This window comes from Psychroflexus gondwanensis ACAM 44, assembly GCF_000355905.1.
Taxonomy (GTDB): Bacteria; Bacteroidota; Bacteroidia; order Flavobacteriales; family Flavobacteriaceae; genus Psychroflexus; species Psychroflexus gondwanensis.
On the sequence record NZ_APLF01000005.1, the window covers coordinates 160,966 to 181,441 of the forward strand.

At 37.5% G+C, this 20,476-nt stretch carries 17 protein-coding genes; 13 read left to right on the forward strand and 4 right to left on the reverse strand.

All coding sequences use genetic code 11. The annotated features are described in order from the left end of the window. Window positions 1–36: 36 nt before the first annotated feature. From PGOND44_RS06380 to PGOND44_RS06390, 3 genes are all read left to right on the forward strand, one after another. On the forward strand, window positions 37–678 hold the full coding sequence (locus PGOND44_RS06380; RefSeq protein ID WP_003438624.1) for a DUF4290 domain-containing protein: 642 nt from the start codon (window positions 37–39) through the stop codon (window positions 676–678). Beyond that, a complete protein-coding gene (gene murA, locus PGOND44_RS06385; protein ID WP_003438626.1) occupies window positions 679–1,992 on the forward strand; it encodes a UDP-N-acetylglucosamine 1-carboxyvinyltransferase in 1,314 nt (437 codons plus the stop codon). Between the two features lie 165 nt (window positions 1,993–2,157). Beyond that, on the forward strand, window positions 2,158–3,477 hold the full coding sequence (locus tag PGOND44_RS06390) for a DUF2254 domain-containing protein (protein WP_003438629.1): 1,320 nt from the start codon (window positions 2,158–2,160) through the stop codon (window positions 3,475–3,477). Between the two features lie 23 nt (window positions 3,478–3,500). Here the strand turns inward: PGOND44_RS06390 and PGOND44_RS06395 are convergent, their stop codons facing one another. Then, window positions 3,501–4,100: a hypothetical protein gene (locus tag PGOND44_RS06395; protein WP_003438632.1), complete on the reverse strand. Its 600-nt coding sequence runs from the start codon at window positions 4,098–4,100 to the stop codon at window positions 3,501–3,503. Between the two features lie 484 nt (window positions 4,101–4,584). Here PGOND44_RS06395 and PGOND44_RS06405 point away from each other — a divergent pair, with 484 nt between their 5' ends. Both PGOND44_RS06405 and PGOND44_RS06410 read left to right on the forward strand, forming a co-directional pair. Continuing rightward, window positions 4,585–5,040, forward strand: a complete 456-nt coding sequence (locus PGOND44_RS06405; protein WP_003438638.1) for a LexA family protein — start codon at window positions 4,585–4,587, stop codon at window positions 5,038–5,040. Then, the gene (locus tag PGOND44_RS06410) at window positions 5,040–6,332 is read left to right on the forward strand and encodes a Y-family DNA polymerase (protein WP_003438642.1); all 1,293 of its coding nucleotides are present in this window, start codon (window positions 5,040–5,042) and stop codon (window positions 6,330–6,332) included. Before PGOND44_RS06405 ends, PGOND44_RS06410 begins: the two co-directional genes overlap by 1 nt. Window positions 6,333–6,597: 265 nt before the next feature. Here PGOND44_RS06410 and PGOND44_RS06415 read toward each other — a convergent pair whose 3' ends face one another. Both PGOND44_RS06415 and PGOND44_RS06420 read right to left on the reverse strand, forming a co-directional pair. Further along, window positions 6,598–6,882 (reverse strand): addiction module antidote protein, encoded by a 285-nt coding sequence (locus tag PGOND44_RS06415; RefSeq protein ID WP_003438650.1) that lies wholly within the window; start codon window positions 6,880–6,882, stop codon window positions 6,598–6,600. A gap of 94 nt (window positions 6,883–6,976) precedes the next feature. Then, the gene (locus tag PGOND44_RS06420; protein ID WP_236611968.1) at window positions 6,977–7,186 is read right to left on the reverse strand and encodes a type II toxin-antitoxin system RelE/ParE family toxin; all 210 of its coding nucleotides are present in this window, start codon (window positions 7,184–7,186) and stop codon (window positions 6,977–6,979) included. A gap of 330 nt (window positions 7,187–7,516) precedes the next feature. Here PGOND44_RS06420 and ychF point away from each other — a divergent pair, with 330 nt between their 5' ends. The 3 genes from ychF to PGOND44_RS06440 all read left to right on the forward strand — a co-directional run bounded on the left by ychF (window position 7,517) and on the right by PGOND44_RS06440 (window position 11,374). Next, entirely contained in the window at window positions 7,517–8,611 is a 1,095-nt protein-coding gene (ychF, locus tag PGOND44_RS06430) for a redox-regulated ATPase YchF (protein WP_003438656.1), read from the forward strand. 94 nt (window positions 8,612–8,705) lie between these two features. Then, the gene (locus PGOND44_RS06435; RefSeq protein ID WP_003438659.1) at window positions 8,706–10,037 is read left to right on the forward strand and encodes a DEAD/DEAH box helicase; all 1,332 of its coding nucleotides are present in this window, start codon (window positions 8,706–8,708) and stop codon (window positions 10,035–10,037) included. Between the two features lie 5 nt (window positions 10,038–10,042). After that, window positions 10,043–11,374: a DEAD/DEAH box helicase gene (locus PGOND44_RS06440; protein WP_003438662.1), complete on the forward strand. Its 1,332-nt coding sequence runs from the start codon at window positions 10,043–10,045 to the stop codon at window positions 11,372–11,374. 1,338 nt (window positions 11,375–12,712) lie between these two features. Here PGOND44_RS06440 and PGOND44_RS06445 read toward each other — a convergent pair. Then, a complete protein-coding gene (locus PGOND44_RS06445; RefSeq protein ID WP_003438665.1) occupies window positions 12,713–13,465 on the reverse strand; it encodes an arylesterase in 753 nt (250 codons plus the stop codon). Window positions 13,466–13,490: 25 nt separating this feature from the next. On the opposite strand from PGOND44_RS06445, the gene PGOND44_RS06450 reads away from it, so the two are divergent. From PGOND44_RS06450 to PGOND44_RS06470, 5 genes are all read left to right on the forward strand, one after another. Beyond that, entirely contained in the window at window positions 13,491–14,180 is a 690-nt protein-coding gene (locus tag PGOND44_RS06450; RefSeq protein WP_003438669.1) for an ABC transporter ATP-binding protein, read from the forward strand. A 46-nt stretch (window positions 14,181–14,226) separates the two neighbouring features. After that, a complete protein-coding gene (locus tag PGOND44_RS06455) occupies window positions 14,227–16,722 on the forward strand; it encodes an ABC transporter permease (RefSeq protein ID WP_003438672.1) in 2,496 nt (831 codons plus the stop codon). A gap of 54 nt (window positions 16,723–16,776) precedes the next feature. Then, entirely contained in the window at window positions 16,777–18,588 is a 1,812-nt protein-coding gene (locus PGOND44_RS06460; RefSeq protein WP_003438675.1) for an ABC transporter ATP-binding protein, read from the forward strand. A 140-nt stretch (window positions 18,589–18,728) separates the two neighbouring features. Next, complete coding sequence (locus PGOND44_RS06465) at window positions 18,729–19,175, forward strand: KTSC domain-containing protein (RefSeq protein ID WP_003438677.1); 447 nt, start codon at window positions 18,729–18,731, stop codon at window positions 19,173–19,175. 344 nt (window positions 19,176–19,519) lie between these two features. Further along, complete coding sequence (locus PGOND44_RS06470; RefSeq protein ID WP_003438679.1) at window positions 19,520–20,443, forward strand: 1-phosphofructokinase family hexose kinase; 924 nt, start codon at window positions 19,520–19,522, stop codon at window positions 20,441–20,443. Window positions 20,444–20,476 lie beyond the last annotated feature (33 nt).

Genomic DNA, 20,476 nt, shown 5'->3' on the forward strand with positions numbered 1-20,476 from the left:
TGCTTATTTTGCATTCATATTAAAACATACAGACCATTGATAACTTACTTAGAGTACAATTCCGAAAGAAACGAACTAAAGATACCAGAATATGGAAGACATATCCAGAAAATGGTAGAATACGCCAAGACCATCGAAGATGATGAGAAGCGGAACAGAACCGCTAGAGGTATAATAGATGTGATGGGGAATATGAGTCCTCACTTGAGAGATGTTCCAGATTTTCAACATAAACTTTGGGATCAACTTTTTATCATCAGTAACTTTGAGTTGGATGTAGAGTCACCGTTCCCAATGCCTTCTCGAGAGGAGCTATATGCTCGACCAGAGCCATTGCCATATCCACAAAACTTTCCTAAATATAGATTTTACGGTAATAACATCAAACGGATGATTGATGAAGCTATTAAAATTGAGGATGGAGAAATGAAAGATGGTTTGATGTTCAACATCGCCAATCACATGAAAAAATGTTATTTGAACTGGAACAAAGATTCCGTGTCTGATAAAATTATTTTCGATCATTTGAGGGATTTAAGTGAAGGTCAACTCGATTTAAAAAGTGATAACGAAGAGCTTAGTGATGCCAATTCTTTGGTACGCCAAGCCAATAAACGCTCAAAACCACAAAAGAAAAACTTCAAGAACAACAACCGCAATAGAAAACGCAAATACTAAATGGCAACTTTCCAAATCGAAGGAGGACACCAACTTAAAGGTGAAATCCAACCTCAGGGGGCGAAAAATGAAGCTTTACAAATTCTTTGTGCTGTCCTATTAACTTCAGACGAAATCAAGATCCATAACATTCCAGATATTAGAGATGTAAGTAAACTCATCGAAATATTGGGTAACTTGGGAGTGAAAATTCAGAAATTAGGCAAAGGAAGTTATTCATTTAGGGCGGATGAACTGAATTTAGATTACCTAGAAAGCCAGAAATTCAAGGAAGAAGGCAGTAGTTTAAGAGGGTCGATCATGATTGTTGGACCACTTTTAGGCCGATTCGGGAAAGGATATATACCAAGACCAGGAGGTGATAAAATTGGAAGACGACGTTTGGATACCCACTTTGGTGGATTTATAGAACTCGGTGCAACATTTAGATACAACAAAGAAGAACGCTTTTATGGAGTAGAGGCCCCAAAAGGCTTGAAGGGAGCCGACATGCTCTTGGAAGAAGCTTCGGTAACTGGAACCGCCAATATTTTGATGGCGGCTGTTCTTGCCAAAGGTAAAACAAGTATCTATAATGCTGCTTGTGAACCTTACATTCAACAATTGTGTAAAATGTTGGTGTCTATGGGCGCAAAAATTGAAGGCATTGGTTCCAACTTATTAAAAATTGAAGGCGTTGAAAGTTTATCGGGATGTACGCATCGCGTTTTACCAGATATGATTGAAATTGGATCTTGGATTGGTTTGGCTGCGATGACCAAGAGTGAAATCACTATCAAAAATGTGAGCTGGGATAACTTAGGTATTATCCCCGTCACCTTTAAAAAGCTAGGAATTCAATTAGAAAAAAGAGGAGACGATATCTATATTCCTGCGCATACGAACGGTTATGAAGTCGCTTCATTTATAGATGGGTCTATCATGAACATTAGTGATTCGCCATGGCCAGGATTTACACCAGATTTGCTCAGTATCATTTTGGTAGTAGCCACTCAAGCTAGAGGGAGTGTGTTAATTCATCAAAAAATGTTTGAAAGTCGACTTTTTTTCGTTGATAAATTAATCGATATGGGTGCTAAGATCATTCTTTGTGATCCTCACCGGGCGACAGTTATAGGTCACGATTTTGAATCAGAACTCAAAGCGACAACGATGACCAGCCCAGATATAAGAGCTGGTATTTCCCTTTTAATTGCGGCTTTGTCTGCAAAAGGCACCTCCACTATCCACAACATAGAACAGATCGATCGAGGATATGAAGATATCGACGGCAGGCTTAAAGCTATTGGAGCAAAAATCAACCGATATGAGTAGAACAAGCTGCTTGTTAATCTGATATAACTCTTTGAGTAAAAAGATCAATACAAAATGTTGGTCTTTTTTTATCTTTAAACTAGACTAGTTTAATTAAAATCTACAAAGGCTTAGGTTTTAGTATGAATCAAAAACTTTACATTTAGAATTTAAATTTTAGAATTTATGGGTAAATTAAGGTTTTTATGGGAGGAGCTTATGGGAAGCTTTTGGTTTATTCCCATTCTTATTATCTTATTTTCCATCGGATTAGCCTCTATGCTCATCTATTTCGACAGAACTGTGGATATTGAATCTATGGGCATACTCAGAAATATACTCACAGAAAGTGCGGACTCTGCCAGAAGTGTTCTGTCTACAATTTCTGGCGCCATGATAGGCGTTGCCGGAACAGTCTTCTCCATTACTCTGGTTGCTTTAACCTTGGCTTCTTCTCAATTTGGTTCTCGATTACTAAAAAACTTTATGCACGAGCGCCTTAATCAAGTGGTTTTAGGTACCTATGTTTCCATTTATGTCTATTGTCTTATCATATTGAATGTTGTTAAAGATAACGACAATGAAGTCTTTATTCCTACCTTATCTATTCTAGTCGCTATTTTGGCTGCCATTGGCAATATTATTCTGCTCATTGTTTTTATACACCATATTTCCATCAGCATTCAAGCCAGTAAAGTCATTTCTGATATTTCTTCATCTCTAATGAAAAACATAGAATCTATTTTTTCTGAAGAACTTGATGAGGAAAATCCTACAGGAACTTCTAATACTGAAAGCTTAGACCACTACACCAAGGAATTCCCCCATTCAAAAGAATTAAAGTCCCCCAAAAGTGGATACTTGCAATACCTCTATAACGAATCTCTCTTTAAAGTAGCCAAAAAACATGAGTACATTATCGTTACACTCCACCGTATAGGGAGCTACATTGTTAAGAATCAACCCATCATCACTCTCTATTCCAAAACAGAATTTACCGAGGAGTCTGTTATTAATTTCGAAGATCATATGATTCTTGGTAACTCGAGAACGACACAACGAGATGCTGAACATTCTATCCATCAAATGGTAGAAATTGCTTGTAGAGCCCTCTCTCCGGGAATCAATGATCCCTTTACAGCCATCAGTTGTATCGATAATCTTACCTCCACTTTATGTTATCTCACTGAAGTGAAATTTCCTTCCAAATACAAGTTCGATGAGGAGGACCAACTTAGGTATGTACATGAGCCTTTAACTTATCAAGGTGCTCTGGATGCCGCTTTTTTACAAATTCGTCAATTTTCAAAAGGAAGTCCTTCTGTAGTGATTCGGCTTATGGAAGCGATGATCACTATTTATAACTACACACATCACAGCATTCATAAAAAAGCAGTGAGAGAGCATGTCGAGATGATCATGAAAGTAGCTGAAAACTCTTTTGAAGAAAGCCATGATCTAGAAGATATACGCAAGCGAAGTGAAGCTATTCTAGAAAATAGCTAATCCAATTGTCTAATAATCAATATTTAATCTAATAAAACGGGTTCACCAACTGTTTTCCTAGACTTTCTATTCGTGGCTACCCAACCAAACGTAAAATTGAATAAAGGTCCATAACCACTAGGGACACCAAAACCATCGTAATAGCCAAATCCAAATTCTAAGGTTGTATTAAATCCCTTTTCGTTGGTTCTTTGTAACCCGTACAATAAACCAAAAAAAGCAAGCGAGAAATTTTTCTGCCCATCCAAGTTATTGCTAATTTGTAAAGGTTGCCAAAATACACTTCTTGCTGGGGCGATGTAATTAGCAGAATTACCTATTACTTTTTTATTCATATCATAGCGCGTTTTAAAATTATGATAATACCTCACTCGAGTGTGCCAGACGAACCCAAAAGTATATCCTTCTTGGTAATAGGCGAGTCCGGGAGAAAAACTAGTTGAAACACTAACATTCTTAAACAAGCCTAATTCATATCGTATTCCTGGAACAAAAAAATTGAAGGTAACTTGGTGTCGCTCTAAGTTGGGTGTGCCATCCCAACTTTCAATAAATTGTTGCGCTTTGGACGGTAAACTGAAAAGGAAAAATAATCCTAAAGTGATATGGTATTTTTTATGCATGAGTTTTTTATAAAGGATATTTAAAAGTAAGTGAAATTGAATACGTTTTCAGATTTTTTCATAAAATAGTTTACCCTGAATAATCCATGAACTAAAAATTGAAAAAAGAGGTATATAGGGGTCTAATTGATGTTTAATGCCTTTTAGTTTTAAGTCAATAAAATAGTCTAAAGGTCTTTTGTGAAAATTATCATCTCCCTGAATGGATAGGATAGTTAAAAAGTCCTTTGCTCTTAACATGCTAAACCTATTTTGAACAAAACTTCAACTGTCCACAAGCACAGCGAGGTAAACCATTTGCATGAGGCAAACAAAGCACCAGAAAATTATGGATAGCATAAGTATAAAATAGTTTATCGTCTGATTATCAATGTTTTATTTTGACTTGAAATTGCTCATAAGTCTTTATAAAGTTGACAAACGTTAATTAAGGCGGATATATTCCAAATATTCGGAATATATCCTAAATTTGTAGAAAAAGCCTATGTTACATGTGGTCCACCACCACGGGCAGCCTGCCCTTGAAATTTTTCCACCAGATCTCTCCAGAAATCTGGATTTACCCTTTGTAAACCAGGGAATTAGTGCAGGATTTCCCAGTCCTGCAGATGATTTCTTGGACATCAAAATCGATCTGAATCGGGAGTTCATTAAAAACCCTAACTCCACTTTTTATGCCCGCGTCCGAGGACGAAGTATGGTAGGAGCAGGGCTCAACGATGGAGATTTGCTTATTATTGATAAAAGCTTAGAGCCTGAAAATAATAAGATAGCGGTGTGTTTTGTCGATGGAGAATTCACTGTAAAGCGCATCAAAAAAGAAAAAGATACCGTTTGGCTCATCCCAGAAAACGAAGAGTATCCGCCTATAAAGCTTACTGCCGATAACGAGTTTGTAATTTGGGGTATGGTGACAACTGTGATTAAAAACGTAGAGTAATGTTTGGACTAGTCGACTGTAATAATTTCTATGCCTCTTGTGAGCGTGTGTTCAACCCCAATCTGCGTGATAAGCCTGTGGTGATTTTATCCAACAACGATGGCTGTGTTATCGCGAGAAGCAACGAAGCAAAAGCTTTGGGCATCCCGATGGGCGCTCCCACCTATAAGTTTGAAAAAATATTTAAGCAGCATAATATTCAAGTCTTTTCATCCAATTATGCGCTTTATGGGGATATGAGTTCACGGGTGATGAACATCTTAAGCAACTTTACCCCAGATGTGGAAATCTATAGTATCGATGAGTCTTTTTTAGAATTTAGTGGCTTTGACAATTACGATATGCGGGCCTATTGCGAAAAGATAAAATATGTGGTGGAAAAAGGAACAGGAATTCCCATAAGCATAGGCCTTGCGCCAACCAAGGCCTTGAGTAAAGTCGCCAACAGAATTGCCAAAAAATTCCCGGAACAGACCAAAGGTGTGTTTATTATGAAGGACGATGCTGCCAGAATAAAAGCTTTAAAATGGTTGAAGATAGAAGATGTATGGGGCATAGGGCGGCAGCATGCGTTACGACTAAAAAAACATAACATTCATACCGCTTATGCCTTTTCTGAATTACCAGACGAGTGGGTGAGAAAGCAAATGAGTGTGGTAGGCTTACGCCTTAAGAACGAACTCCAAGGTCGACGGACTCTGGAACTGGAAACACCTGCTCATAAAAAAGCCATTGCGACTACGCGGTCTTTCGATAAGCAGTATAAAGAGTTCGACTATATCCAGGAGCGCGTGAGTAGTTTTGCCATCAAATCGGCAGAGAAACTCCGCCGGCAGGGGAGTTGCTGCCAGATGGTCTATGTGTTTTTAAAAACCAATAAATTCCGGCAGGATCTACCGCAGTATCAAAACAGCATTGTGGTGCAAACAGGCTATCCTACGAATTCTAGTATAGATTTGATTAAGTTTGCCGTAGAGGGGCTCAAAAAAATTTACCAGCCCGATTATTACTACAAAAAGGCAGGTGTTATTGTTATGGGCTTGGTTCCTGAAGACCAACGTCAGTTAGCTTTTTTTACGGCAGAGAATCCCAAACACAAGCAATTGATGCAAAAAATAGATAGGCTGAACGGCGCCTACGGAACAGGAGCGGTGCGTTTTGGAAGTCAAGATTTAGGAAAGGTATGGAAAATGCGCAGAGAGCATTTATCTCAAGCCTATACGACCAATCTAGGGAGTATTATAGAAGTGAAGGTTGGTGATGAGGAATCGCATTTGAAGGTAGATGGTTAGCTTATGATAGAAGGTGGTAAATGGATCAAAAGTTTTGTATATCCTAATGATAAAGGTGAGCTTTTAAAAAACTACGTTAAACATTAAAATAGTGTAATTATTCGAAAAACGATATAGAGGCTAAAAAGAGAAAAATCTTATTTTTGAAGTAAAATAAATGCATTTAAACGAAAAATAATGCAATAGACCACTGATGAAAAGCAAATTAGAAAAAGAAGTTCTTTGAGTTGTTTCTAGAAAAAACAGCTTAATAAAATTCTTTTTTTTAGGAAGAAATTGGATTTACTCGGATCTGCCCACCAATAGCCTTCAAAACTTTCATTATTGTTCCAAATTGAGGTTTGGCACCATCGGACAAAGCCTTGTATAAGCTAGGCCTACTTAGCCCTGTTTCTTTAGATATTTTGGTCATTCCAATTGCTTTTGCAATATGTCCGATGGCAATAATCATATCTGCATGATCTCCTTCTTCTAAAACCGTATTGAGATATTCTGCAATCATTTCTTTACTGTCTAAATAATCTGCTATATCAAATCTTGTACTTTCCATGCTATTTAATTGTCTAATTTTTTCATATTTCTTGAGCTTTCATAAGGTCTTCTTGTTGGGATGACTTGTCTCCACCAATTAGTAAAATAATTATTTATCCATTCTTTTCTTTAAAATATACCCTATAAGCTTTTGAAAAATTTATACGGAACTCTTTAATTACTTTACCTACAGGTTTATAATCACCAAAGTAACCTTCACTTTCAATTTTCTGAATTCTGAACAGAATTTTAGCCTTGGCTCTCAAATCCTTTAGCTTTCTTAACCATTTATCAAATTCAGATGTTTTTTCAATAAAGAACACGAATTGTATCCTAATGGATACAAATTTACATAATTTTTTTGATTTATCTCAGTTGAAAATTGTTTTGGTTAAAATTCTAAAAAGGCTAGAGTGAAACTATGTTTAATCCAAAAGCTAACGCAAAACCTTCAGCAATTCCTTCACCTTTGGCAAACGGCTAGAAGTGAACGCAAAAGAATTAAACTAACTGGTAAAAATTTCCAAGTGGAGCAGACACAAAATCAACCTAAAAAAGACATAGATTTCTCTATAAATTTGATATCCCGCATAGGGAGGCAACGCGCAAAAAAACCTTATCTTTGCAAACTTGAAATTTGAAGATTTACTTTTATGAAAGCAGGAATTGTAGGCTTACCCAACGTAGGAAAATCCACTTTATTTAACTCGCTGTCCAATGCGAAAGCGCAGAGCGCTAATTTTCCGTTTTGTACGATAGAACCTAATATTGGCGTGGTGAATGTTCCAGATCCTCGTCTTGAGCAACTGGAATCACTAGTCGATCCACAGCGCGTCGTACCAGCAACGGTTGAGATTGTAGACATTGCAGGTTTGGTAAAAGGCGCGAGTAAAGGCGAAGGCCTAGGCAACCAATTTTTGGGAAACATACGAGAAACTGATGCGATTTTGCATGTGTTGAGATGTTTTGATGATGATAATATTATACACGTTGATGGGAATATAGATCCTATTCGCGATAAGGAAACCATAGATATCGAATTGCAGCTTAAAGACTTAGAGGCTGTTGATAAAAAGCTAGAAAAAACCAGGCGCGCTGCCAAAACGGGAAACAAAGAGGCACAACGAGAAATGTCCGTTCTAGAAAAATTAAAGACCGGTTTGGAAACTGGCAAGTCGGTAAGAGCTCTGGAGATTTCTGAAGAAGATCGCGAGGATATTGTAAAGCCCATGCAGCTCATTACCGATAAACCTGTGATGTATGTCTGTAATGTTGATGAAGGCTCTGCCGTGAATGGCAATGCGCACGTAGATCGTGTGATGGCATCGGTAACTGATGAAAATGCTGAGGTTTTGGTTCTTGCCGTCGGTATTGAAGCTGATATTGCAGAATTGGAGGACTATGAGGAGCGTAAGCTTTTCCTTGAAGATATTGGTTTAGAAGAAGCAGGTGCAGGAAAATTGATCCGCTCGGCTTATAGATTGTTAAATCAACAAACTTATTTTACCGTTGGTAAAAAAGAAGTGAGAGCATGGACAGTAAAGGTAGGAGCAACGGCACCACAAGCAGCTGGAGTGATACACTCAGACTTTGAGCATGGCTTTATTCGAGCAGAGGTTATCAAATTTGATGATTTTGTGCACTTTGGCAGTGAAGCAAAAATAAGAGATGCTGGTAAACTTAGCGTTGAAGGTAAGGAGTACATCGTCAAGGACGGTGATATTATGAATTTTAGATTTAACGTGTAGAACATCACACCCTATAGAGCTAAAGCCCCAGTTCAAAATTTGAACTGGGGCTTTTTTGGGCTTATAAAAGGTTACCTTTGCAAAAATATTTTTTATGTCAAAACAGTTTTTAGATTTAGGGATAAATGAGTACTTACAACAAAGTTTAGTCGACTTACAGATTTCTGTTCCTACTGAAGTCCAAGAAAAGACCATTCCCATTGTCCTAAATCAAAGCGAAGATCTAGTTGTTTTATCAAAAACAGGATCAGGAAAAACCGCTGCTTTTGGCTTGCCTTTATTACAATTGATAGATACTGAAAACACAGCTATACAGACGCTTATCCTAGCGCCTACTAGAGAATTAGGTCAACAGATTTATAATAATCTCATCTCTTTTGCTAGTCATATTGACCAGATACATATCGCCTCCTTATGTGGTGGGACGCCCATAAAACCTCAAATCGAGAAGCTAAACAGCACAACCCATCTTGTGGTAGCTACACCTGGACGATTGCTTGATCTCATGAACCGGGAGGCCATTGATTTAAAGCATTTAAAATATGTTGTGCTAGACGAGGCTGATGAAATGCTAAGCGCCCTAAAATCTGAAGTTGATACCATTATAAAAGCCATACCAAAGACCAGAAGAACGCTATTATTTACGGCAACTATGCCTGGGACGGTTAAACAATTGGTGCAGAATTATATGTCGAAAGACCTTGTTACCATAGAAGTGGATACAACCACTCTTGGACATCAGGGGATCGACCATCATTATGTGGTTGTAGAACCGATTGAAAAACTAGATGTCTTATTACACTTTCTAAATTCTAAAGGAGGTGAGCGTGGTATTATATTTTGTAAAACCAAAGCGGCAGTGAATAAGCTAGCTAAGAAATTGGCCATCAATAAATTCTCTTCAGGAGCTATACACGGTAGCTTAACTCAAGGCATTCGGGACCGTATTATGGGTCAATTTAGAGAAGGTCATATCGATATTTTAGTGGCAACCGATTTAGCTGCGCGTGGTATTGATGTTAAAGAAGTGTCCTATGTCGTCAATTATCATTTGCCCGATACTTATGAAGCTTATGTCCATAGAAGCGGACGTACGGCTAGAGCTGGAGCAAAGGGACTTTCATTAACGATTTTACAACACGAAGAAATTACAGAGATTGCTGATTTTGAAAATGAATTGGGCATTATATTTAATAAATTCAAAAAAGCAGATGCCCAAAGCATAGAAGAAAACAATGCGTTATTATGGGCTAAAAAAATATTTAAAACCAAACCAAATCGAGAGGTCTCTGAAGAGTTTAAAACGAAGATCAAAACGGTATTCCATCATTTAACCAAAGAAGAACTCGTCGATAAAGTACTAGCACATCACTTGGCTCAGTCCAGTACTGAGCACTCAACGTTTGACCGTTCTAAAAAGAAATAAGCACTATGGCAAATCATATAAAATCACAAGAGGATATTTTGCAAAAATTAAATATCCAAGTTTTGAACCCTATGCAGGAGGAAGCGATTCCTTTAATTGAAAACACCACTAATACCATTCTATTATCACCAACAGGAACTGGTAAAACCTTGGCATTTTCATTGCCCTTATTAACTATTTTAGACCCTGAATCTCCAGATGTCCAAGCCTTAATACTAGTGCCGTCAAGAGAATTGGCGATTCAAATTGAGCAAGTGATTCGTTCGATGGGATCTGGTTATAAAGTCAATGCGGTATACGGGGGCAGACCTGTCTCCAAAGACAAAATTGAAATCAAACATAACCCTGCTATTCTAATCGGAACCCCAGGTAGAATCCTAGATCATTTCAATAGTGAGCGTTTTTCCAAAACTAGCATTCAAACTCTTATTTTAGATGAGTTCGATAAATCTTTAGAAGTCGGTTTTGAGGAAGAGATGAAGGCTATTATTAGTCAGTTGCCCAACCTTAACAAACGGGTGTTAACCTCTGCAACACAAGGTATTTCTATTCCTGGTTTTGTAAGATTGGATAAGCCTAGCATTGTTAACTATTTGGATAAAAAAACACCATCTAAGTTAACTATTAAAACGGTGGTTTCACCAAGTCAGAATAAGTTGAAAACACTGGTAGATTTGGTACATCATCTTGGCAATGCGCCTGGAATTGTGTTTTGTAATTTAAGAGATAGCATCAACGAAGTGAGTGCTTATTTAAATCGACAAAACATCAGCCATGCCTGTTTTTCTGGTGTGATGGAACAAAAGGATAGGGAACGGGCTTTGATAAAATTCAGAAATGGGAGCTCACAGATCTTAGTGGCTACAGATTTGGCTGCAAGAGGTATCGATATTCCAGAACTGAAATTCATTATTCATTATGAACTCCCACGCCATGAAGAAGAGTTTATTCATAGAAATGGAAGAACAGCTAGAGTAAACTCTAAAGGAACGGCTTATATATTAAAATGGGAACGGGAGTCTTTACCTGAATTTATTAAAGATGTAAAAGGTATTGATGTCTCTTCAAAATCGTCACAAAAAATAGAACCAAAGCCCCAATATTGGGAGACCTTATTTATTTCTGGTGGGCGAAAAGATAAAATTTCTAAAGGGGATATTGCAGGATTGTTCTTCAAACAAGGCGGTCTTAACAAAGATCAATTGGGAAACATCGAGCTCAAACCAGATTGTGCGTTTGTTGCCATTCCGCTAAGCCTAGCCGATGAATTGGTAGAAAAGTTAAGCAATTCTCGTTTAAAGAAAAAGAAGGTGAGGATTACGGTGCTTGAAAGTTAATTTTGAATTTTAAATTGATTTTTAAGTCACTAATGAGTTAGGGTGGATCACTTAAATCAGTTTACTATTTCACGCAAAGCAAACAAAGAAAAAACGCTAAGAGGCGCAAAGGATAATTTATCATCTACTCATATTTTGCGGCATTTGCGAAAAACTTAGCGCCCTTTGCGTGGAACTTTTTTAATACTCAACTTCAATTCATTATCATTAAAAAAGATTTGAAATAATGAACTCACTTTAAGTCACTAATGAGTAAGGGTAAATTTTAAATCAGTTTGTTATTTCACGCAAAGCAGACAAAGAGAAAAAGCAAAGAAGCGCAAAGGAGAAAATTAACTTTAACAGATTCTTTGCGGCCTTTGCGAAAAACTTAGCGCCCTTTGCGTGGAGCTTTTTTAATACTCGACTTCAATTCATTATCTATAAAAAATGATTGGGAATAATGAATTCACTTTTAAGTCACTAATGAGTTAGGGTGGATCACTTAAATCAGTTTACTATTTCACGCAAAGCAGACAAAGAGAAAAACACAAAGAAGCGCAAAGGAGAAACTACCCTTTTCTTAATATTTTGCTGACTTTGCAAAAAACTTAGCGCCCTTTTCGTGGAACTTCTTTATAATTGAACTTCAATACATTATCATTAAAAAAGATTTGAAATAATGAACTCACTTTAAGCGACTAATAAATTGGGGTAAATCATATAAAATCAGTTTACTATTTCACGCAAAGCAGACAAAGAGAAAAAAACAAAGAAGCGCAAAGGAGAAACTACCCTTTTCTTAATGTTTTGCGGCCTTAGCGAAAAACTTAGCGCCCTTTGCGTAGAGCTTTTTTAATTCGCAACTTCAATTCATTATCAATAAAAAATGATTAGGAATAATGAATTCACTTTAAGTCACTAATGAGTTAGTGTGGATCACTTAAATCAGGTTGTTATTTCAAACAAAGAAGTGCAAAGAGAAAAAAACAAAGAAGCGCAAAGGAGAAAATTAACTTTAACAGATTCTTTGCGGCCTTTGCGAAAACTTAGCGCTCTTTGCGTGAAACGTTTTTAATACTCGACTTCAATTCATTATCAATAAAAAATGATTGGGAATAATGAATTCACTTTAAGTCACTAATGAGTTAGGGTGGATCACTTAATTCAGTTTACTATTTCACGCAAAGCAGACAAAGAGAAAAAAACAAAGAAGCGCAAAGGAGAAAATTAACTTTAACAGATTCTTTGCGGCCTTTGCGAAAACTTAGCGCCCTTTGCGTGAAACGTTTTTAATACTCGACTTCAATTCATTATCAAACACTAACAAATTTAAAATTGGTAATTAAAAATTCCTAATTACTTCAGCATCGGTTTTAAGACTTCCCACACAGTATTGGCTACTATTTTATGACCTTCAACCGTAGGATGGATGCCGTCACTCTGATTGAGTTCTGCAATACCGCCAACATCTTTTAAGATAAAAGGAATAAAAGCAAGATCATTAGCCTCGGCTATTTCAGCATAGAGCTCTCTGAATTCGGTGGTGTACTTTTGTCCCATGTTTGGCGGTAGTTGCATACCAGCGAGAATAATCTTGGTGTTCGGACTTTTTTCTTCTACGGTATTTATAATCGCTTGAAGGTTAGCACGTGTTTCAGATAAAGGGACTCCTCGTAAGCCATCATTTGCTCCTAGTTCCAAGAGAAAAATATCGATATCTTGATTCAAGACCCAGTCAATTCGGCTTTTACCACCCGCAGTCGTTTCTCCGCTTAAGCCTGAATTAACAACCACATAATTTAAATCCAAAGAATCAATTTTTTCTTGTAATAAAGCAGGAAAAGCATCATTGCTATCCTCCAATCCATAGCCCGCTGTAATACTGTCTCCAAAGCATAAAATAGTTTCAGTACTATTTTCTGAAGCTTCAGTGAGTTTGGATGGTTCGGTTTGTTCCGGTATTGTTTCTTCTTGTTTAGGATTCTTCTTTTTATCACCGCCACAGCCCAAGATTAAAACCAAAGGAATAATATAACAAAGCCTTAAGAGTTTCTGCATAGCGGAAGTTGGTAAGTTTAGATTCATTTGTTTATTTTGAGCCTTCGACATAAGCTGTCATTTTAATTAAAATTATATGCCAAAGATATTGAAGATTACTGGGTTAGAAAAGACTTATTCCAGTGGTCACAAAGAATTAACGGTCTTGCAAAACATCTCTTTTGAGGTTGAAAAAGGACAAACCTTTTCTATTATTGGACCTTCCGGAAGTGGAAAAACAACTTTACTGGGCTTGTGTGCGGGTTTAGATAACCCAAACGCGGGGAGTGTGGAGTTATGTGGTCAGGATTTAAGCCACTTAAATGAAGACCAACGGGCCCAATTACGGAATAAGGAGGTGGGTTTTATTTTTCAGAACTTTCAATTGTTACCAACCCTTACCGCTCTTGAGAATGTAAGTGTTCCTTTAGAATTACAAGGAGATAAAGCCGCAACCAAAAAGAGTATGGCTTTATTGGAGAAAGTGGGCTTAGCCGACCGTTCAGATCATTATCCCTCTCAGCTTTCAGGAGGTGAACAACAGCGTGTTGCTTTAGCCAGAGCCTTTGCCAACGCGCCTTCTATTTTATTTGCCGATGAGCCTACAGGAAACTTAGATGAGGAAACTGGAGAAAAAGTAATCAAATTATTATTCGATTTGAATAAAGAAGCTGGAACGACGCTAGTGATTATTTCGCATGATTTAGAGTTAGCCAACCGAACCCAGCAGATACTTCGTTTGAAAGGCGGTCAAATTTTAACTAACCAACGCACAGAAGTGCTGTGAATTCATCTTTGTCCCTATGAATCAAATTACAAAATGGCTCTTTAAAATGGCCTGGCGTGATGCCAAAGCGAGTAGAGTGCGTCTACTTTTATTTATGGCCTCTATCATCTTAGGTATTGCGGCAGTAGTTTCCATACAATTGTTCAGTACCAATCTTAAAGACAATATAGAGCTCCAGTCCAAGGCCTTAATGGGCGCCGATTATATTATAGACAGTAGGAAGCAGCCTACAGAGCGTGCTCAAGCGATCATAGACTCTCTAAAACCAGATGCTTCGGAAGTCAACTTTGTGTCGATGATTGCCTTTCCCAAAAGTGGGGGCACCAAACTGGTAAAGGTGCGTGCTTTAAAAGGAGACTTTCCTTTTTATGGGACGATCGATACCGAACCTGCCTCAGCAGCAAGTACTTATCAAGAGTCAGGTGGAGCTTTGGTTGATGCGACTTTATTACTTCAGTTTGACATTAAACCTGGAGATTCTATAAAAGTAGGAGAACTTACTCTTCCTATTGCAGGTGCTTTAAAAGCTATTCCTGGGACTACGGCGATTTCAACTTCTGTAGCTCCACCAGTAATTATTCCTAATCGGTTTGTAGAAAGCACTGAGCTCCTTCAGTTTGGCAGTCGTAAGGAATATCAATTCTTTTACAAAGCTTCAGATACTTTAAATTTGAGTCAGTTTAAGGAGAAAATAGATCCCATGTTGGATGCAGAAAATTCCGATTTAGATACACACACTAGTACCAGCGAACGTTTAGGAAGCCGTTATGATAATGTGGGTAAATTCTTATACCTGGCAGCCTTTATTGCTTTGCTCTTAGGCTGTGTTGGGATCGCCAGTTCTGTTCATATTTATATCAAAGAAAAACTGAGATCCATCGCCGTTTTAAAATGCATGGGAGCGTCTAGAAAGCAAAGCTTTCTTATTTTCCTTATACAAATTGCGGGTATCGGGGTTGCAGGTGGTTTGGTGGGTTCGCTTATAGGCGTTGGACTTCAAGTTTTATTCCCCTATATTTTACAGGAGTTTCTTCCGTTTACAGTTGAAATAAGTATCTCCCTCCAACCCATACTTATGGGCGTTTTTCTAGGGCTGTTTATGTCGGTGTTATTTGCGCTTTTGCCTTTACTAAGAACTTGGTATGTATCGCCGCTAGAAGTGTTACGTGTTAATGAACAAGCTTCACAAGGCCCAAAAAAGGCAAGATTTTTTGTATTCGCTGGGATACTTGTATTTCTGTTTTTATTTTCATTTTGGTTACTCGAGGATGTACTTTATGCCTCAGGTTTTGTAGGTGCTACGCTAATTACATTTGCCATTCTAGCCGGGACTGCTTTGTTGTGCATGAAACTCATTAGAACCTACTTTCCAAAACGTTTGGGGTTTACCACTCGACAAAGTCTTTTGAACTTATTTAGGCCCAATAATCAGACTGTTGTTTTAGTGGTCGCTATTGGTTTAGGGACATTTTTGATCAGTACCTTATATTTTACGAAAGATATTTTACTGGATAAAACCGATATAGAGCAATCTGCGGAAACTGCCAACATGATCATTTTAGATGTGCAAACTGATCAACGTGATGCCATAAAACAACAACTTACCGACAATGATTTACCTATTCTTGATAACATCCCGTTGGTGACTATGAGAATGCAAAAAATTAAAGATCAACTGGTGAATGAGATACGGCAGGATTCAACCAGCCAGATTCGCAGTTGGATTTTGAACCACGAGTTTAGAACTACCTATCGAGATACGTTGATTGGCTCAGAAGAAATTATTGAAGGGGAGTGGACCCCAGAGTTAAAGTCTGGAGATCCCGTGGAGATTTCTATTTCCGATAACCTTGCTGAAGATGCTAAAGTTGGCGTTGGCGATGCCATTGTTTTTAATGTGCAAGGCGTGCTAATGGAAACCACCGTGGGTAGTATTCGTAAAGTAGACTGGGGACAAATTCAGCTTAATTTTAGTATTGTATTTCCAAAGGGCGTTTTAGACAAAGCTCCACAGTTTAATGTGATTACCACCGCTGTTCCAGATGAAGAAGCTTCAGCAAAATTACAGCGAGATTTGGTAGCTAAATTCCCTAATGTGTCGGTGATAGATTTGCGACAGGTTTACATTATTTTGGAAGATATTCTAGATAAGATTTCTTGGATCATCAATTTTATGGCTTTCTTTAGTATCCTTACGGGCATTATCGTTTTGATAGGTTCTGTGCGAACCAGTAAATACCAACGTATTAAGGAAAGTGTCTTGTTAAGAACCTTGGGGGCTAAAAACACTCAGATCTTAAAAATCACCGCCTTGGAATATGTGTTTTTAGGACTGCTGGGGAGTTTAGTTGGAATTTTATTGGCCTTATTGAGTAGCCTGTGTTTAGCGCTATTTGTTTTCAAAGAGCCCTTTGTGCCTTCCTTGATTCCATTTTTAGTCTTTTTACCAGGTATTACCCTTTTGGTTTTAGTGATTGGCTTAAGTAATATTCAAACCGTCTTACGCAGTTCTCCTTTGGAAGTGTTGCGAAGAGAAGGCTAGTTGTGATTACTTTTGAGTCCAGTAAACGTTTAACTTTGCAGAGATAATATATATATGGCTAGAGCATCCGAGAATAAAAATGATTTCGCTTCCCTGCGGTTTATACCTCGATTTTTAAGTAGAGTTTACCACACCCATCCTGGTCTATTTATTGGGAATGTGTTTTTAAGATTGCTTAAATCCCTTATCCCTATTACTTTACTTTGGGTAGGAAAGGAAATTATAGATGAAGTTATTCTGCAAGTCGATCTAGATCCTTCAGATTTAACCAGACTATATTGGTTGATTGGGATAGAATTGCTCTTAGCTATACTCAGTGACGTATTTAATCGGCTTATATCCTTAACCGATGGACTTCTGGGTGATTTATATTCCAATACATCGTCAATAGAACTGATTCAAAAAACTGCAAAAGTAGAGCTGGCAAGTCTCGAAGATTCCGAGTTCTACGACAAGCTGGAACGTGCTCGACAGCAAACCACCAGCCGAGTGTCTTTAATGTCTAACGTCTTGGCTCAAATCCAAGATATTATCACAATTATATCCTTGGTCTCTGGATTGATTTATTTTTATCCTATTCTGATTTTGTTACTGGTTATCTCTATTATTCCTTCATTTATTAATGAGCTGAAATATAGCCAGTCTAGTTATTCGCTTCAAAAGAGCTGGACTCCAGAACGTCGTGAGCTTGACTATATGCGAATGATTGGAGCAAGTGATGTTACCGCCAAAGAAATTAAATTGTTTGGTTTAGCTGATTTTATAAGCTCAACCTTCAAACGTATTTCCGATAAATACTATAAAGCCAATAAAAAGCTTTCCATTAAAAAAAGTTTATGGGGGGGTGTTTTTCACATTTTAGGCGATTTAGCCTATTATGGCGCTTATGTGTTTATAGTTTTAAAAGCAGTCGCTGGCTTGGTAACCATTGGTGACTTAACCTTTTTGGCAGGTTCCTTTAGTCAGTTGAGAAACCAGTTACAAACCGTATTTTCTCGCTTTTCAAATATCACCCAAAGCGCCATGTATCTCCAGGATTATTTCGAATTTATCGATATGGACTTTAGTAGTGATAATCCAGAGCAATATCGAGAAGCACCTTCAGAATTTAACCACAGTATACAGTTCGAAAATGTGAGCTTTAGCTATCCACAGTCAGAGAAAATGGTATTGTCCTCACTGACGTTTGACTTGAAAAAAGGGGAGAAGCTCGCTTTAGTTGGGGAGAATGGAGCAGGAAAGACAACTCTGATTAAACTTTTATTGCGACTTTACGAACCAACTGGTGGTCAAATTTTAATGGATGGCGTACCGATTCGTGAGTATAGAAAAGAAGACTATCAAAAAATGTTGGGAGCGATTTTTCAGGATTTTGTGAAGTATTACTTAACGGCTAAAATTAATATTGCAGTGGGGAATATTGACGAACAGCACAACAGCGAAAAAATAAAAGACGCTGCAGTACAAAGTCTCGCCAATGATGTTATTGAAAGTTTACCCATGGGGTACGATCAAGGCTTAGGTCGACGTTTTAAAAAAGGGGCAGAACTTTCTGGTGGCCAATGGCAGAAAATCGCTTTGGCCAGAGCGTATATGTCGGATGCACCCATTATTATTTTAGACGAACCCACCTCGGCTTTGGATGCCAGGGCAGAGTCGGAAGTTTTCCAGCGGTTTATAGGCTTGACCAAAGACCGGACGAGCATTATCATTTCTCATCGATTTTCAACCGTGCGAATGGCCGATCGCATTTTGGTACTTCAAAACGGAAGTATTTTAGAACTGGGAACTCACGAAGAATTATTAGCTAAACCTAAACTTTATGCAGAACTGTTTGAACTTCAAGCAGAGGGATACAGGGAATAGGAAAGTGGTGACCAATTATTTCAAGAAGGGCTAATATGCTACAGGAACACTATTTTAAAAACACCCCTAATTTTAGTTGAAATTCGATGTAATTCATACGTTATTAACACGTAATTTTGCAGACTTAAATAAAATGAGTAATGAAGCGTATAAGTGAGTATAAAAAACTCTTTGGAGTTGAGACAAACATTGAGTTAAAGCCTTTAAAAAAAGCCTATCGCAATTTGGTAAAAGAATGGCATCCAGATAAATTCCAAGCGGGAGATGCTTTACAAGAAGAAGCAGAGATCCAAAGCCGAAGAATTATTGATGGGTATCATTTCTTAGTCAGTATTGCTCCGGAAACTATTGAAGCGAATGCAGGTCAATATACACAAAGCATCAACTCAGGTATTGCTGACTTTCATCATAAAGGAATGTTATTGGAAATCACGTTTGTGGATGGCGGCACTTACGAGTATTTTGGTGTGACTAAACCGATTTATATTAAAATGATTAACAGCAATAAAGTTAACCGTTTTGCTAAACGTTCCATCTATCCTAATTACACTTTTAGAATGTCTAAACGTGAGCAAGAGGCTGTTTGAGCGACAACCTAGCCTTACCTAGATTTCATTTAACTTACCTGATGAGCCTTCACTGAGCATAACCGAAGTGTGGATACTAAGCTCTTTGCCTTTAAGCACTTAGCTCAAATGGGTTCTAACTACACGCACCCAAAGTATCTAAGCCTTTCTTACTTAAATGAAGTTCTTTCTTATAGAGTTACTTGGAGAGAATCCTCTTTGATTATTTCTGACTTTTATTATGTTTTCTTGTTAAAAATTAAATTGGTATAACAATGGTTTTTTAACTAATTTAGATTTGTAAGCGTAAATTGGATCTTTAAGCCTACAAATCAATACTTAGAAAATAAAATAATTCTAAACCGATGGATATAACGACATTAACTCTAAATCCTGCCTTAGATAAAAGCGCACAAGTAGATCAATTTGTACCAGAGCAAAAGCTTAAATGCCATTCCATACAATATCAAGCTGGTGGAGGAGGGGTTAATATTTCTAGGGTATTACATACACTTCAAGTTAAAAACAAGTGCATATTCACCTCAGGTGGTGATACAGGGTTATATCTAAAAAAACTTTTGGTAAAAGAAAACATCGATTTAAAAACGATTGCTGTTAATTCCTGGACAAGAGAAAACCTATCTATTGTTGATACCAAAACAGAGTTACAATATCGTTTTGGCATGCCTGGGAATGATTTAAATACTAGTGATATAGAATTAATAAAAACTGAACTTACTAATGAAGTAAAGGATAATTCTATTTTGGTATTAAGTGGAAGTTTATCCGAAAAAACACCTTCAAACTTATATGCAACCTTATTAAAAATGCTAGCCGGTAAAAATGTAAAAGTTGTTATTGATACGTCAGGTCAGGCTTTGATAGAAACCTTAAAGGAAAATGTCTATTTAGTAAAACCCAATCAAAGAGAATTGGCACAGCTCGCTGGTAAAGAATTTTTATCTAAAAATGAGCAGGAAGATTTTGCCATGGAACTAATAAATTCAAAAAAAGCAAAACTTGTAGTTGTTTCTATGGGTGCTCGAGGCGCTTTTTTAGCGTCTTCAGAAGGTATTTTTTATAAAAGCGCACCATCCGTTAAAGTAAAAAGTACAATAGGAGCTGGAGATAGCATGGTTGCGGGAATGGTTTATGCTATACAACAAGGACTTTCCTCTGAGGAAATCCTTAAATGGGGCGTCGTTTGTGGTGTCGCGACAACGATGACTGAAGGTACTAATTTGGCAAGTCAAGAAAACATCAATAAAGTGTTGGAGTTAATCGACTAGGAGTATAGGCTAGACATTTATTTGAATCTAAAT